Consider the following 13204-nt stretch of genomic DNA (forward strand, 5'->3'; position numbering starts at 1 on the left):
CGCACCGCGACTCCCCCGACCCACCCCCCGACGACGGACAGGAGGAACGGGCCGGTCCCCCGGACGACCACCGGGAGCACCCGCCCCACCCCGACGATGCAGCAGACCACCGACACCAGCTTGACCTGGCTCCTGGAGGGCCTCCTCGAACGAGTCCCGGGCACCCGGCACGCCCTGGTGCTCTCCCGCGACGGGCTGAAGCTGTGCTGGAGCCCGCACCTCACCCTCGACCAGGCCGATCAACTCGCCGCGATCTGCTCGGGCATCCAGGCCCTGGCCCAGGGCGCCTCGGTGGAGTTCGGCGACGGCTCCGGCGGCGTGCGCCACTCGATGACCGAGTTCCACGGCGGGCTCCTCTTCATCGTCGAGGCCGGTGAGGGCGCCCATCTCGCGGTGGTCGCCGAGGACGGCGCCGACCCCGGCGCCGTCGGCCACCACATGACCGAACTCGTCGACCAGATAGGGGAGCACCTGCGCGCCGAGCCGCGCGTCCGGGCCGCCCGGGAGAGCTCCCCCTCATGATCCGCCGCCCCGTCGACCTGGGGGAGCCGGACCGGCTGTACACCGTCACCGGTGGCCGCAGCCGCGTCTACGACGACCACGCCCGCACCTTCGACCTGGTGACCCTGGTCGTCAGCGAGTGCGAACCGACGCCGGGCATGCAGTCCGAGCACGTCCGGATCCTCACGCTGTGCCGGCATCCGATCTCCGTGGTCGAGATCTCGGCGGAGCTGCGGCTGCCGGTGACGGTGGTCCGGATCCTGCTCGGGGACCTGCTGGCGACGGGGCGGATCACCGCACGACGGCCGAGGACGGCCGGCCCGCGCGCCGGGCTGCCCGACACGGCCCTGTTGGAGGAGGTGCTCGTTGGACTCCGCAACCTTTGACCCGCCCACCGGCCCGGGAGCCGTCGGCACCGCCGAAGCGGCCGAACTTCCCGGCCGCACCCCCCTGACCGACACCGCCGACACCGGCCTCAAGATCGTGATCGTGGGCGGCTTCGGGGTCGGCAAGACGACCCTGGTGCGCTCCGTGAGCGAGATCCGACCGCTGAACACCGAAGAGGTGATGACGCAGGCGGGCGTCGGGGTCGACGAGACCGCCGGGCCCATGACGAAGTCCACCACGACGGTGGCCTTCGACTTCGGCCGGATCAGCCTCAACGAGCGGATGGTGCTCTACCTGTTCGGCGCGCCCGGGCAGGAACGGTTCTGGTTCCTGTGGGACCGCCTCTTCGCCGGCACGCTCGGCGCGGTCGTCCTGGTGGACACCCGCCGGATGAGCGACTCCTGGTACGCGATCGACCGGCTGGAGAGCCACGGCACCCCGTTCGTCGTCGCGGTCAACCGCTTCGACAACGACCCCGCGGCCTTCACCCTGAAGGAGATACGCCAGGCGCTGTCGCTCGCTCCGCACGTGCCGATGGTCGACTGCGACGCCCGGGTCCGCGCCTCCGGCAAGCACGTCCTGATCAGCCTCGTCAACCACCTCCACGAACTGGCCACGGCCCGGGAGACGACCCCATGACCGACCTCGCCGGGCCCCGGGACCACGCCCCGACCCCCGGGTTCCGCACCGCCGACCCCGACTCCGCCGCCCCGCCCGTCGACGGCGGTGCGCCGCCCGGCTGCCCGGCGCGCGTCGCGCTCAGCGGGCTCGGCTACCAACAGACTCCTTCGCAGTTGTACCGGGCGCTGCGCAGCGAGCACGGGGCCGTGGCCCCGGTGCTGCTCGACGGCGACGTGCCCGCCTGGCTGGTGCTGGGGTATGCCGAAGTGGCCCATGTGACCAGCCATGACGAGTTGTTCGCCCGGGACTCCCGGCGCTGGAACCAGTGGGCGTCCATCCCCGCCGACTGGCCCCTGCTGCCGTACGTCGGGTACCAGCCGTCCGTGCTGTTCACCGAAGGGGCCGAGCACCAGCGGCGCGCCGGGGTGATCACCGAGGCGCTGGAGGCCGTCGACCAGTTCGAGCTCTCCGAGGGCTGCCGCAGGATCGCGAACCGGTTGATCGACGCCTTCGCGGGCGGTGGGCGCGCCGAGTTGATGTCGCTGTACGCGCACGCCCTGCCGATGCGGGCCGCCCTGTTGATGTGCGGCATGCCGATGGACGGCGCGGACACCGAGGACCTGGTGCAGGACCTGCGGATCTCGCTGGACGCGCACGAGGGCGACGACCCGGTCGCCGCGTACGCCAGGGTCGGGGAGCGGCTGCACCGGCTGGTGGAGGAGAAGCGGGCGGCGCCGGCGCCGGACGTGGTCTCCCGGATGGTGGCGCACCCGGCGGGACTCACCGACGAGGAGTTGGTCCAGGACCTGATCAGCGTGATCGCGGCGGCCCAGCAGCCGACGGCGAACTGGATCGGCAACGCCCTGCGGCTGCTGCTCACCGACGACCGGTTCGCCCTGAACGTCTCCGGCGGTCGGCTGAGCGTGGGGCAGGCGCTGAACGAGGTTCTCTGGCTGGACACCCCGACGCAGAACTTCATCGGCCGCTGGGCGGTGCGCGACACCCGGCTCGGCGGCCGGCAGATCCGGGCCGGGGACTGCGTGGTGCTGGGGCTCGCCGCCGCGAACACCGATCCGCAGATCTGGCCGGAGGGGCACGTCGGGGCGGAGAACTCCGCCCACATGTCCTTCAGCAACGGGGAGCACCGCTGCCCGTATCCGGCGCCGCTCCTCGCGGACGTGATCGCCCGGACGTCGGTGGAGACGCTGTTGGAGCGGCTGCCGGACACGGTGCTCGCGGTGGAGCCGACGGAGTTGGCGTGGCGTCCGTCGATCTGGATGCGGGGGCTGACGTCGCTGCCGGTGCGCTTCACCCCAATCGTCCGCTGAACGCCCCGCGCCCTTGCGCCGCTGGACGCAGCCGCCGTTTCCTGCGGGGCGTGTTGGTCTCTGCGGCGACCCAGCCGGGCGGGCCACGCGGGGCCTGGGGGCGTGGTCTAGGTCGCGGATTGGGCGGCGGGGGTGAAGCGCACCGGCAGGGAGACCGGCCCGCGGGTGAACACGCCCTGCTCCCGCGGTTCGAAGCCGTCGGCGAACCTCAGGTCGGGCAGGTCGTCGAGGAGTTGGTTGAGGCCGGTCTCCACCTCGGCCTTGGCTAGCAGCGCCCCGACGCAGAAGTGCCGGCCGAGGGCGAAGGCGAGGTGGTCGGCGGCGGCGGAGAAGGCGGTGGTGGCGTTGAGGTCGTCGCGGAAGACGTCGAAGCGGTCGGGGTCCCGGTAGCGTTCGGCGTCCCGGTTGGCGGCGCCTATCAGACAGGTGACGGTGGCTCCCGCGGGGATCGTGCCGCCGCTGACGGTGACCTCGGTCGCGGTCTGCCGCATGATCATGTGGACGGGCGGGGTGTGGCGCAGCGTCTCGGCGAGCGCCCGTCCGATCAGGCTGCGGTCCTCGCGTACGGCGGCGAACTGCTCGGGGTGCGCCAGCAGGCTGGTGAGGGTGCTGGAGATCGCCTTGTCGGTGGTCTCGCCGCCGGCCGACAGCAGCAGGCTGCAGAAGGACTTGATGTCCTCGTCGCTCATCCGCACCCCGTCGATCTCCGCGTTGCACAGGGTGGAGAGCAGGTCGTCGCCCGGGTTCTCGCGGCGCTCCCGGATGATCGGGATCATGTAGTCGGCGAACTCGCCGCGGGTGCGCAGTCCGGCGGCGTGGACCTCGGGGTCGGCGGCCAGGTTGCCGAGGAAGGCGACGATGCTGGTGTACCAGCCGTGGAAGCGGTCGTGGTCGGCCTTGTCCAGGCCGAGCATGTCGGCGATGACGTTGACGGGGAAGCGGGTGGCGAAGGCGTCGACGAGGTCGGCCTCGCCGCGGTCGCGGAAGCCGTCGATCAGCTCCCGGGAGTTGCGCTCGATGACCGGGAGGAACTTCTCCTGGAGGTCGCTGCCGCGGAATGCGGGGGCGACCAGGGCCCGGCGCACCGCGTGCTCCCGCCCGCTGAGTTGGACGATGGTCTTGCCGTGGACGGGTTCGAGTTGCCAGTCGTAGTTGTCCGTCGTGTAGGCCGCGCCGTCCTTGAAGGCGCGGGCCACGTCCTCGTAGCGCGACAGGACGTAGCTCTGGGTGGGCTCGTGCCAGATCAGCGGGAAGTCCTCGCGCATGGTGCGGTACGCCGGATACGGGTCAGCGGCGAAGTCGGGCGAGAGGATGTCGGGTATCTGCTGGGCGGTGGCCATGGGACTCCTCGACAGTGTGACGGCCGTCTCACGCCAGGCTAGGGCCATTCCGTGGGATTGCATCCGGGCCGGGCGGGGCCGTCCTCAGGTCAGGGGGCGCGCTTCGCGGTGCTGACGGGCCAGTTCCACGTACATCACCGCGTTGGTCTTGATCAGCTCGCGCTCTTCGTCCGTCAGCGGGCGCTTGACCTTCGCGGGCACTCCGGCGACCAGGGAGCCGGGCGGGACCTCCATGCCCTGGGGCACCAGCGCGTTCGCGGCCACGAGCGAGCCGGCACCGATGCGGGCGCCGTTGAGCACGGTGGCGCCCATGCCGACGAGCACGTCGTCCTCGACGGTGCAGCCGTGCAGGACGGCGTTGTGCCCGACGGTGACGCGTTCGCCGACGGTCACCGGGAAGCCGGGGTCGACGTGGACGGTCGAGTTGTCCTGGATGTTGGAGTCGGCTCCGATGACGACGGGGCCGCAGTCGGCGCGCAGCACTGCGTGGTACCAGACGCTGGCGCCCGCGGCGAGGGCGACGTCGCCGACGACGACGGAGGTGGGCGCGGTGAATGCGTCCGGGTCGATGGCGGGTTCCCGGCCGCCGACCGCGGCGATCCACGGGGTCGTCGTCATGTGCCGTCTCCTAGGTCGTCTGACACGTGGCGTCGTCCGCCCTCGGGGACGGGCCGCGGGGTCATGATCCCCCGTGCAGCGCCGGGGCGCCTCCGCCACGTCCCGCCCGCCGTGCTCAGGCGTTGGGGCGCAGCGTCCACACGATGGTCATCTCGCCGGTCACCGCGCCGTCCGCGCGCTGGATCTCCACCCGGACGTCGAACTCGGGGCGCTGGCCGGCGTCGAGTTCGGCGATGACGTCGGCCACCGGGCGGCCGAGCGTGGCGGTGGCGGTGACTTCGCCCTTCGCCAGCTTCTTGTAGCCGATCTCGGCGCGGACGGCGAGGGGCACGGCGCGGTGCAGTTGGTCGCCGAAGGCGGCTATCACGATCGCGCCGCTGGCGGACTCGGCCAGGGTGAACATGGCACCGGCGTGCGGTCCGGCGACGTGGTTGTGGAAGTCGGCCTGGTCCGGCAGGCGCAGGACCGCGCGCTCGGCGGTGGTCTCCACGTACTGGAGGTTCAGGGTCCGGACCATCGGGACGGTGGCGGTGAGCATCTCGCCCACGGTCATTTGGTCAGCGCTCATGGCCGCGATGTTACCCATCGGTAGTAGCCTTGGCCATCCCTTGCCGACCATCACCTTCGCGGGCGTCCGTGGCAGCCTTTCGGCCATCCCTCTATGGTTACTCGCCATGTGGCCAGGACAGCAGCCGCCCGGGGGCGAGAACCCGCAGCACCAGAACCCGTACCAACAGCCGGGGTATCCGCAACAGCCGAACCCCTATCAACAACCGGGTCATCAACAGCCGGGGCATCAACAGCCCGGTTATCAACAGCCCAATCCGTACCAACAGCCCACCGTGTCGCAGTACGCCGTCCCCGGCCCGCCGCAACCGCCCCAGCCTCCGCAGGAGAACAAGAAGAAGACCGCGCTCGTCGCGATCGTCGCGGTGGCCGCCGTGGTCGCCACGGCCGCGGTCACCGGGGTCGTCGTGTTGCGTGACGACGACGGCGACCGCGACGGGTCCGACAAGGGCGCCGGTGCCGCGTCGTCGGCGCCGCCCGCGTCCGCTTCCCCGTCGGAGCCGGCGAAGGAGCCCTCCCCCACCGCGGACGACAATCCGCGCGGCGGGGCCACGGCCCGGCCGACGATCGCCGGTTGGAAGGTGGTCGTCAACCCCAAGCACGGCACGATGTTCGACGTGCCGCCGGAGTGGGAGTTGCAGGGCGCCGGGGTGAGCACCGGCTTCAGCGACGAGAAGAAGGGCGACGGCTCCCCCGTCGTCGCGATGTCCGCGACGGCGCACCTGAAGAACAAGTGGTGCGAGGCGGATTCCAACGGGGACGGCAAGAACGAGACCTGGCGCCTGGCCTCGTCCGGCACGAAGGGCGGCAAGGGCGCCAAGGACACCGCGACCGCCGCGTCCAACGAGGCGGTGAACTGGGTCTGGGCGGCCTATGCGCAGACCGAGCCGAAGGGCGTCGTGCGGGCCACCACCGCGAAGTCGTACACCACCAAGTCCGGGCTGGTGGGCAGCGTGGCGACGGCGACGGCGGTCGGGACGAAGAAGCCGACGAAGTGCGACACGGACGGCAAGGCGATCGCCTTCAGCTTCAAGGACGCCGCGGGCGAGATCAAGTCGTGGGTGCTGTACGCGAACACGGGCGTCAAGGAGGAGTTGCCGGAGGCGACGATCCAGCAGGTCCTGAGCACCGTGCGGCTGACGAACCCCTCCGGGTCGTAGCCGCCCGCCGTCGAGCCGGAGAGCCGACGGGCCGACGGGCGGGTGTGGGCGTCAGCCGATGCTGAAGGACCCGCCCGGCGGCTCGGGCGACGGCTCGGCGGCGTCGTCCCGCACGGGCCGGGCGTCGCCCGTCAGCCGGGCCAGCGCCGCCCCGTGCTCGACGCGGGCGGGGAAGGCGTCCGCGGCCGTGCGGCGGGCCAGCGCCGCGGTGACCTCGGCGTCAAAGGGCCGGCGCGAGGCGAGCAGCAGGACGTTGCCGAAGCGGCGCCCGCGCAGCACGGCGGGCTCGGCGACCAGGGCCACGTCCGCGAACACGGCCGCGAAGGTGGCGAGTTGGGAGCGGAGGAAGGCGAAGGGGGAACCGTCGGCGAGGTTGCCGGCGTAGATGCCGCCCGGGCGCAGGACGCGCTCCGCGGCCCGGGCGAACTCCACGGACGTCAGATGGGCCGGGACGCGCGAGCCGCCGAACACGTCAGCGACGAGCACGTCCACGCTCTCCTCCGGGGCCGCCGCCACGAAGGCGCGGGCGTCGTCGGCGTGCACCGCGACGCCCGCGCCGTCCGGCAGCGGCAGGTGCTCGGCCACCAGGGCGAGCAGCCCGCGGTCGGCCTCCACGACGTCCTGCCGGGAGCCCGGCCGGGTCGCGGCGACGTACCGCGGCAGGCTGAGCGCGCCGCCGCCGAGGTGGAGCACGTCGAGCGGGGCGCCCTCGGGTGCGCAGGCGTCCAGGAGGTGGGCGATGCGGCGGGTGTACTCGAACTCCAGGTGGGTGGGCTCGTCGAGGTCGATGTACGACTGCGGCGCGCCGTCGACCGTCAGCAGCCAGGCCCGCTCGCGGTCGACGTCGGGCAGCAACCGGGCCGTGCCGTGGTCGACGTCGCGGACGACGGGTATCGCCTCGTGCTCGTGCTCTTCCTCGCCCTCGGCTGCTGGCGGTGTCCGTCGTCCGTGCTGTGCGTGCTGGTCCACGCGTCCATTGTGAACGCCGCGGGCACCGCCGACGTCGGCGGTGCCGGGGTGCCCGTCCCCCGGGCGGGAGGACGGGCACCCCGGCAGCACGCGGTCAGCCGACCTCGGTCACCGTGCCGGCGCCGACCGTACGACCGCCCTCACGGATCGCGAAGCCCAAGCCGGACTCCAGCGGCACCGGCCGCCCCAGCTCGACGGTCATGGTGACCGTGTCACCGGGCCGGGCGACGGCCAGCGCGCCGAGGTCGACGTCCCCGACGACGTCCGCGGTGCGGATGTAGAACTGCGGCCGGTAGCCGGTGGCGACCGGGGTCGTCCGGCCGCCCTCGCGCCCCGACAGCAGATACACCTGCGCGGTGAACCTGCTGCTCGGCGTGGTGCTGCCGGGCGCCACGACGACGTGCCCGCGGCGCACCGCGTCCCGGGCGACGCCGCGCAGCAGCAGCGCGACGTTGTCGCCCGCCTCGGCGGACTCCATCGGCCGGCCGAAGGTCTCCAGCCCCGTGACGACCGTCTCGACGTCGGCGCCGAGCACCTGCACCCGGTCGCCGACGCGGACCGTGCCGCGTTCGATCGCGCCGGTGACGACCGTGCCGCGGCCGGTGATGGTCAGCACGTTCTCCACCGACAGCAGGAACGGCGCTTCGGTGTAGCGCACCGGGACGGGGACGTAGGTGTCCACGGCGTCGAGCAGCGCCTCGACGGACGCGGTCCACCGCGGCTCGCCGCGCAGCGCGCCCAGCCCGGAGACCCGGACGACCGGTGCGGCGTCCCCGCCGTACCCGTGCTGGGTCAGCAGCTCGCGGACCTCCAGCTCCACCAGGTCGGCCAGCTCGTCGTCCGCCACGTCCGCGTAGCTGAGCGCGACGACGACGTGGTCCACGCCGACCTGGCGGGCGAGCAGCACGTGCTCGGCGGTCTGCGGCATGACGCCGTCCAGCGCGGACACGACGAGGATCGCCCCGTCCAGTTGGGCGGCGCCGGTGACCATGTTCTTGACGTAGTCGGCGTGGCCGGGCATGTCGACGTGCGCGTAGTGCCGGGTGTCGGTCTCGTACTCGACGTGCGCGATGTTGATGGTGATGCCGCGGCGCGCCTCCTCGGGCGCCCGGTCGATCCGGTCGAACGGCACGAAGCGACCGGTGCCGCGGTCGCTGAGCACCTTGGTGATGGCGGCGGTCAGGGTGGTCTTGCCGTGGTCGACGTGGCCCATGGTGCCGATGTTGAGGTGTGGCTTGGTGCGCGAGTACGGCGTCTTGGGCCCGGTGGTGCGGGTGTTGTTGGCGGCGGTGTTCGTGTTCTTCATCGGTGATCGTCCTCGAAGCTCGTGGCGTGGTGAGGACCCCTGGATGGTGCCGACCCTCCCCCTGTGGGGTCCCGCCGGACGATCCGGGAAGGGTCAACCTCGGGCGCCGCCGACGAGGAGAACGGCAGCCCCCAGCGGCGCCGCGACTGCGGCGCTCTCTGCGGTGGAGGCGTACCGGAACATGCGTCGATCATGGCCCTCGCACCGGGGGCGCGTCGACTGGTTTTCGGGTGCCCGAGCGGCCGGCGGCCCCGGGGGCGGAGCGGTGCGAACCGCGGGGCGCAGCGCGGTGGATCGTACGGAGTGAGGCCCCGGTTACGGCGATCACCGACCCCCGTCGGTTACTCTCCCCGGATGTTCGAGCCCGCGCCCGCTCCCGCGCCCTCCCCCGGTCTCGCCGTCCGCTGCGCCCGGGTGTTGTTCTCCCCGTGGTCCCGGCTGTCGCTGCTGGCGCTGGTGCTCGCCACGGCCGGTGCGCTGGTGGTGGCGTACGAACCGCAACGGCTGCTCTCCGAGGGATGGCCGCCGGTGCAGTTGGGCGGGGTGGCCGCGGTCGTGCTGTTCGCCGTGGCGTACGGGGCGTGCACCGCGGCCTTCGTGCCGCGGCCGCTGCTGAACCTGGCGGCCGGTGCGCTCTTCGGCTCCCAGGTCGGGCTGGTGTCGGCGGTGGCGGGCACGGTGTTCGGAGCGGGCATCGCGTTCGGCCTGGGTCGGCTGTTGGGGCAGGACGCGCTGCGTCCGCTGCTGCGCGGGCGCTGGATGAAGGCGGCCGACCACCAACTCAGTGCGCACGGGTTCCGTTCGATGCTCGCGGTGCGACTCTTCCCCGGTATTCCGTTCGCCGCCGCGAACTACTGCGCCGCGGTCTCCCGCATGGGTTATGCGCCCTTTTTGCTAGCCACGGCCATCGGTTCGATTCCGAACACCGCCGCTTATGTGATCGCGGGCAGTCGGGCGGGGTCGCCGACTTCGCCGGCCTTTGTCATCTCGACCGGATTCATCGTGGTTACCGGGCTGATAGCCACGGTGGTCGCTTGGCGCAAGCGCCACAGGTTGGGCCGGAATTAACCATTCGTTCACCCCTTCGGGGGCACGCACGTGCGCATCACTCAAGGGCGCTACGCTTCGCGCCGTCAGACCGCGATCATTTCTTCGCTTCTTGGGTGGCGTAGTTCTTCATGTCTTGGTTCGAAGCATTCATCCTCGGACTCGTCCAGGGGCTCACCGAATTCCTGCCCATCTCGTCGAGCGCACACCTTCGACTGACCGCCGCATTCGCCGGCTGGCACGATCCGGGTGCGGCGTTCACCGCCATCACTCAGATCGGCACCGAGACCGCCGTGCTGATCTACTTCCGCAAGGACATCGCCAGGATCGTTTCCGCGTGGTTCCGCTCGCTCACCGACAAGTCGATGCGCAGTGACCACGACGCGCAGATGGGGTGGCTGGTCATCATCGGCTCCATTCCGATCGGGGTCCTCGGCATCACGCTGAAGGACCAGATCGAGGGACCGTTCCGCGATCTGCGGCTGATCGCGAGCACGCTGATCGTGATGGGCATCGTGCTCGGCATCGCGGACCGCCTCGCCGCCCGCGACGAGGCCGGCGGCCGGCACCGCGCGGTCAAGCAGCGCAAGACCCTCAAGGAACTGACCGTCAGGGACGGCCTGATCTACGGCTTCTGCCAGGCGATGGCGCTGATCCCGGGCGTCTCCCGCTCGGGCGCCACCATCAGCGGCGGTCTGCTGATGGGCTACACCCGGGAGGCCGCGGCCCGCTACTCGTTCCTGTTGGCGATCCCCGCGGTGCTGGCGTCCGGGGCGTACGAACTCAAGGACGCCGGGCAGGGGCACGTGTCCTGGGGGCCGACGATCTTCGCGACACTCATTGCGTTCTTCGTCGGATATGCCGTGATCGCGTGGTTCATGAAGTTCATTACGACGAAGAGCTTCATGCCGTTCGTGATCTACCGCATCCTGCTCGGCATCCTCATCTTCGCCCTGGTCGGCGCGGGTGTGCTGAGCCCGCACGCGGGCGAGTCAGGGGGCTGAGGGGGCCGCCGGAACGACTCGGCGGGGTGGGGCGGCCCGTACGGAAGGTGCCCCCTCCCTTACCCCGCGCGACGCGTCGTACGGCATGAGCTTCGTCACCACCCAGCGCTTCACGCCGTTCGTGGCCAACCGGGCAATCTCACACCCCTATGTCCGACATACGACCCTTTTCTCCTGGCCGAACGGGGTGCGCAGGGCCCCTTCCCGGGCGCCGGCAGCGGTCAACGGGCGCCATCGCCCGGGTTCGCCGCCCGGCCCGAGGCCGTAACCTGAGGGCATGTCCACCCTCCCGAGCGAGTCCGAGGCCGCCGCTGCCTCGTCGTCCTCCCCGTCCGCCGCCGAACTGAACGCACGCATCCGCGAGCTGTGGGCCGACGGGCGGCTTCCGGAGGAGAAGCGCGGGGAGTACGAGGCGCTGGTGCTGAAGTGGGCGACCGCGCTGGCGCACGTCGAGCGCGCGGCCTGACGCCGGCGCCCCAGCCGCTCCACCGGCCCCGGTCCCCTCTTTCGGATCTTGCTCGGCTCTCCTGCCGGCTCGGCTAGCCTGACTGCACGATGAACCCTCTGACCACGTCTTTGGCCACGCCCTGGGGCGACTTCCCGCTCGCCCGCTTCCCCGAGGACCCCCGCGACCAGCTCCGCGCCTGGGACGCCGCCGACGAGTACCTGCTCCGGCACCTGGACGAGCAGGGCACCGACCTCACCGGGGCGGTGACCGTGCTCGGCGACCGGTGGGGCGCGCTGACCGTGGCCCTCGCCGCCCGCGGCGCCGCGCCCGTACAGATCACGGACTCCTTCCTCGGCCAGCGGGCCACCCGCGCGAACCTCGCCCGCAACGGCCTCGCGCCGGACGCCGCGGACCTGCTCACCACCCGGGACGAGCCGCCGAAGCGGATCGACGTGCTGGTGGTACGGGTGCCCAAGAGCCTGGCCCTGCTGGAGGACCAGCTCCACCGGCTCGCGCCCGCCCTGCACCGGGACACCGTCGTCGTCGGCACCGGCATGGTCAGTGAGATCCACACCTCCACGCTGCGGCTCTTCGAGCAGCTCGTCGGGCCGACCCGCACCTCGCTCGCGGTGCGCAAGGCCCGGCTGGTCTTCGCCGCCCCCGACCCGTCGCCCGCTCGACCGTCGGACCCGTGGCCGCTGCGGTACGCGCTGCCCGACGGCATCGGGACGATGGCGGGCCGCACGGTGACCAACCACGGCGGCGTCTTCTGCGCGGACCGGCTGGACATCGGCACCCGGCTCTTCCTCGCCCACCTGCCCGAGCGGCAGGGCCCGCTGGACGTGGTCGACCTGGGGTGCGGCAACGGCGTCGTCGGCACCGCCGTCGCGCTGGCCAACCCGGACGCCACGGTGACCTTCGCCGACGAGTCGTTCTCCGCGGTGGCCTCCGCCGAGGCCACGTACCGCGAGAACGTCGGCCCGGCCGGCGCCGCCCGCTTCCTGGTCGGCGACTGCCTGGCGGAGCTGCCGGACGCCTCGGTCGACCTGGTGCTGACCAACCCCCCGTTCCACTCGCACCGGGCGACGACGGACTCCACCGCCCGCCGGATGTTCTCCGACGCCCGGCGCGCGCTGCGGCCCGGTGGCGAGCTGTGGGTCGTCGGCAACCGCCATCTGGGCTACCACGTGCGCCTGCGCCGGCTCTTCGGCGACTGCGAGGTGGTGGCGAGCAACCCGAAGTTCGTGGTGCTGCGCGCCACGGCCGGCCCCGCCCGCGTCCGCCGTTCGCGTGCCGGCGCGCGCTGACTGACCTGCACGGGTCTTGGCCACGGGGGGCTCCTGTCCGACACTGAGCCGATGACGCAGCGCGTGGATCTTTCGACCGTGATGGACCGACTCGCCATCGACGACCTGGTCACGGGGTACGCGGTCGCCGTGGACGACGGCGACTGGAGCGCCTTCCGGGCCCTGTTCACCGACGACGGGCGAGTGGACTACCGCAGCCCGGGCGGCATCGAGGGTCCGGTGGCGGAGGTGGCGCATTGGCTGGCGGAGTCGATGCGGCTGTTCTCCGTGCGCCAGCACCTCATCGTCAACCGCCGGGTGACCATCCAGGACCTGGGGGGCTACCCCGGCGACCGGGCCGAGGTGCAGGCCGACTACGTGAACCCGATGCGGTTCGAGTCGGGCGAAGACCTGGTGGGCGGCGGGCGGTACCGGTTTTCGCTCACCCGTACGGACGACGGATGGCGGCTGAGCGGCGTGGTGGTGAAGGAGCTTTGGCGGCGCACCGGAGGCGACCGGAGCTCCTGACGACGGGCGGGTCCCGCGGGACGACGGGCGTTTGTCCAGGCCCCGGGCCGCGCACACACTGAGGAGGGGCGCCCCGCGGGGCGCACCGCTCGCC

15 protein-coding genes are annotated in these 13204 nt (G+C 72.1%); 10 read left to right on the plus strand and 5 right to left on the minus strand.

Features of this window, described 5'->3' with window-relative positions; all coding sequences use genetic code 11:
* Positions 1–96 precede the first annotated feature (96 nt).
* From ACH4E8_RS14600 to ACH4E8_RS14615, 4 genes are read left to right on the plus strand one after another with little or no spacing between them, the layout of a single operon-like run.
* Entirely contained in the window at positions 97–522 is a 426-nt protein-coding gene (locus ACH4E8_RS14600) for a roadblock/LC7 domain-containing protein (protein WP_361963358.1), read from the plus strand.
* Positions 519–887 (plus strand): DUF742 domain-containing protein, encoded by a 369-nt coding sequence (locus ACH4E8_RS14605; protein ID WP_398447916.1) that lies wholly within the window; start codon positions 519–521, stop codon positions 885–887. The genes ACH4E8_RS14600 and ACH4E8_RS14605 overlap by 4 nt, the downstream gene beginning before the upstream one ends.
* Positions 868–1527, plus strand: a complete 660-nt coding sequence (locus ACH4E8_RS14610; RefSeq protein ID WP_398447918.1) for a GTP-binding protein — start codon at positions 868–870, stop codon at positions 1525–1527. Before ACH4E8_RS14605 ends, ACH4E8_RS14610 begins: the two co-directional genes overlap by 20 nt.
* Positions 1524–2837, plus strand: a complete 1314-nt coding sequence (locus ACH4E8_RS14615; protein ID WP_398447920.1) for a cytochrome P450 — start codon at positions 1524–1526, stop codon at positions 2835–2837. Before ACH4E8_RS14610 ends, ACH4E8_RS14615 begins: the two co-directional genes overlap by 4 nt.
* A 107-nt stretch (positions 2838–2944) precedes the next feature.
* On the opposite strand, the gene ACH4E8_RS14620 is transcribed toward ACH4E8_RS14615, so the two are convergent.
* The 3 genes from ACH4E8_RS14620 to ACH4E8_RS14630 form a co-directional block, all read right to left on the minus strand.
* Positions 2945–4177 carry a cytochrome P450 gene (locus ACH4E8_RS14620; protein WP_398447922.1) on the minus strand — a complete coding sequence of 411 codons (1233 nt, stop codon included), beginning with the start codon at positions 4175–4177 and terminating at the stop codon, positions 2945–2947.
* Between the two features lie 84 nt (positions 4178–4261).
* Positions 4262–4795 carry a gamma carbonic anhydrase family protein gene (locus ACH4E8_RS14625; protein ID WP_398447924.1) on the minus strand — a complete coding sequence of 178 codons (534 nt, stop codon included), beginning with the start codon at positions 4793–4795 and terminating at the stop codon, positions 4262–4264.
* Between the two features lie 115 nt (positions 4796–4910).
* Positions 4911–5348: a DUF4442 domain-containing protein gene (locus ACH4E8_RS14630; protein WP_398448311.1), complete on the minus strand. Its 438-nt coding sequence runs from the start codon at positions 5346–5348 to the stop codon at positions 4911–4913.
* 121 nt (positions 5349–5469) lie between these two features.
* Here ACH4E8_RS14630 and ACH4E8_RS14635 point away from each other — a divergent pair, with 121 nt between their 5' ends.
* Positions 5470–6522 carry a hypothetical protein gene (locus tag ACH4E8_RS14635; RefSeq protein WP_398447926.1) on the plus strand — a complete coding sequence of 351 codons (1053 nt, stop codon included), beginning with the start codon at positions 5470–5472 and terminating at the stop codon, positions 6520–6522.
* A gap of 51 nt (positions 6523–6573) precedes the next feature.
* Here ACH4E8_RS14635 and ACH4E8_RS14640 read toward each other — a convergent pair whose 3' ends face one another.
* Positions 6574–7416, minus strand: a complete 843-nt coding sequence (locus tag ACH4E8_RS14640; protein WP_398448313.1) for a spermidine synthase — start codon at positions 7414–7416, stop codon at positions 6574–6576.
* A 169-nt stretch (positions 7417–7585) separates the two neighbouring features.
* Positions 7586–8797, minus strand: coding sequence for an elongation factor Tu (gene tuf / locus ACH4E8_RS14645; RefSeq protein ID WP_398447928.1), 1212 nt, complete (start codon positions 8795–8797; stop codon positions 7586–7588).
* A gap of 354 nt (positions 8798–9151) precedes the next feature.
* On the opposite strand from tuf, the gene ACH4E8_RS14650 reads away from it, so the two are divergent.
* The 5 genes from ACH4E8_RS14650 (at position 9152) to ACH4E8_RS14670 (ending at position 13110) form a co-directional block, all read left to right on the plus strand.
* A complete protein-coding gene (locus ACH4E8_RS14650) occupies positions 9152–9865 on the plus strand; it encodes a TVP38/TMEM64 family protein (protein ID WP_398447930.1) in 714 nt (237 codons plus the stop codon).
* A 110-nt stretch (positions 9866–9975) separates the two neighbouring features.
* Complete coding sequence (locus ACH4E8_RS14655) at positions 9976–10848, plus strand: undecaprenyl-diphosphate phosphatase (protein WP_398447932.1); 873 nt, start codon at positions 9976–9978, stop codon at positions 10846–10848.
* Between the two features lie 277 nt (positions 10849–11125).
* Positions 11126–11314 carry a hypothetical protein gene (locus ACH4E8_RS14660; RefSeq protein ID WP_398447934.1) on the plus strand — a complete coding sequence of 63 codons (189 nt, stop codon included), beginning with the start codon at positions 11126–11128 and terminating at the stop codon, positions 11312–11314.
* An 89-nt stretch (positions 11315–11403) separates the two neighbouring features.
* Positions 11404–12603 (plus strand): methyltransferase, encoded by a 1200-nt coding sequence (locus ACH4E8_RS14665; protein ID WP_398447935.1) that lies wholly within the window; start codon positions 11404–11406, stop codon positions 12601–12603.
* Positions 12604–12654: 51 nt separating this feature from the next.
* The gene (locus tag ACH4E8_RS14670; RefSeq protein WP_398447937.1) at positions 12655–13110 is read left to right on the plus strand and encodes a nuclear transport factor 2 family protein; all 456 of its coding nucleotides are present in this window, start codon (positions 12655–12657) and stop codon (positions 13108–13110) included.
* The last annotated feature ends 94 nt before the right edge of the window (positions 13111–13204 follow it).

Origin of the sequence: Streptomyces sp. NPDC017979, from assembly GCF_044328175.1 — a bacterium.
Classification (GTDB): Bacteria; Actinomycetota; Actinomycetes; order Streptomycetales; family Streptomycetaceae; genus Streptomyces.

Coding starts and splice junctions, on each gene's coding strand:
- ACH4E8_RS14625 (WP_398447924.1), bottom strand. CDS start 4,795: ATGACGACGACCCCGTGGATCGCCGCGGTCGGCGGCCGGGAACCCGCC.
- ACH4E8_RS14635 (WP_398447926.1), top strand. CDS start 5,470: ATGTGGCCAGGACAGCAGCCGCCCGGGGGCGAGAACCCGCAGCACCAG.
- ACH4E8_RS14670 (WP_398447937.1), top strand. CDS start 12,655: ATGACGCAGCGCGTGGATCTTTCGACCGTGATGGACCGACTCGCCATC.
- ACH4E8_RS14655 (WP_398447932.1), top strand. CDS start 9,976: ATGTCTTGGTTCGAAGCATTCATCCTCGGACTCGTCCAGGGGCTCACC.
- ACH4E8_RS14665 (WP_398447935.1), top strand. CDS start 11,404: ATGAACCCTCTGACCACGTCTTTGGCCACGCCCTGGGGCGACTTCCCG.
- ACH4E8_RS14615 (WP_398447920.1), top strand. CDS start 1,524: ATGACCGACCTCGCCGGGCCCCGGGACCACGCCCCGACCCCCGGGTTC.
- ACH4E8_RS14620 (WP_398447922.1), bottom strand. CDS start 4,177: ATGGCCACCGCCCAGCAGATACCCGACATCCTCTCGCCCGACTTCGCC.
- ACH4E8_RS14605 (WP_398447916.1), top strand. CDS start 519: ATGATCCGCCGCCCCGTCGACCTGGGGGAGCCGGACCGGCTGTACACC.
- ACH4E8_RS14600 (WP_361963358.1), top strand. CDS start 97: ATGCAGCAGACCACCGACACCAGCTTGACCTGGCTCCTGGAGGGCCTC.
- ACH4E8_RS14630 (WP_398448311.1), bottom strand. CDS start 5,348: ATGACCGTGGGCGAGATGCTCACCGCCACCGTCCCGATGGTCCGGACC.
- ACH4E8_RS14660 (WP_398447934.1), top strand. CDS start 11,126: ATGTCCACCCTCCCGAGCGAGTCCGAGGCCGCCGCTGCCTCGTCGTCC.
- tuf (WP_398447928.1), bottom strand. CDS start 8,797: ATGAAGAACACGAACACCGCCGCCAACAACACCCGCACCACCGGGCCC.
- ACH4E8_RS14650 (WP_398447930.1), top strand. CDS start 9,152: ATGTTCGAGCCCGCGCCCGCTCCCGCGCCCTCCCCCGGTCTCGCCGTC.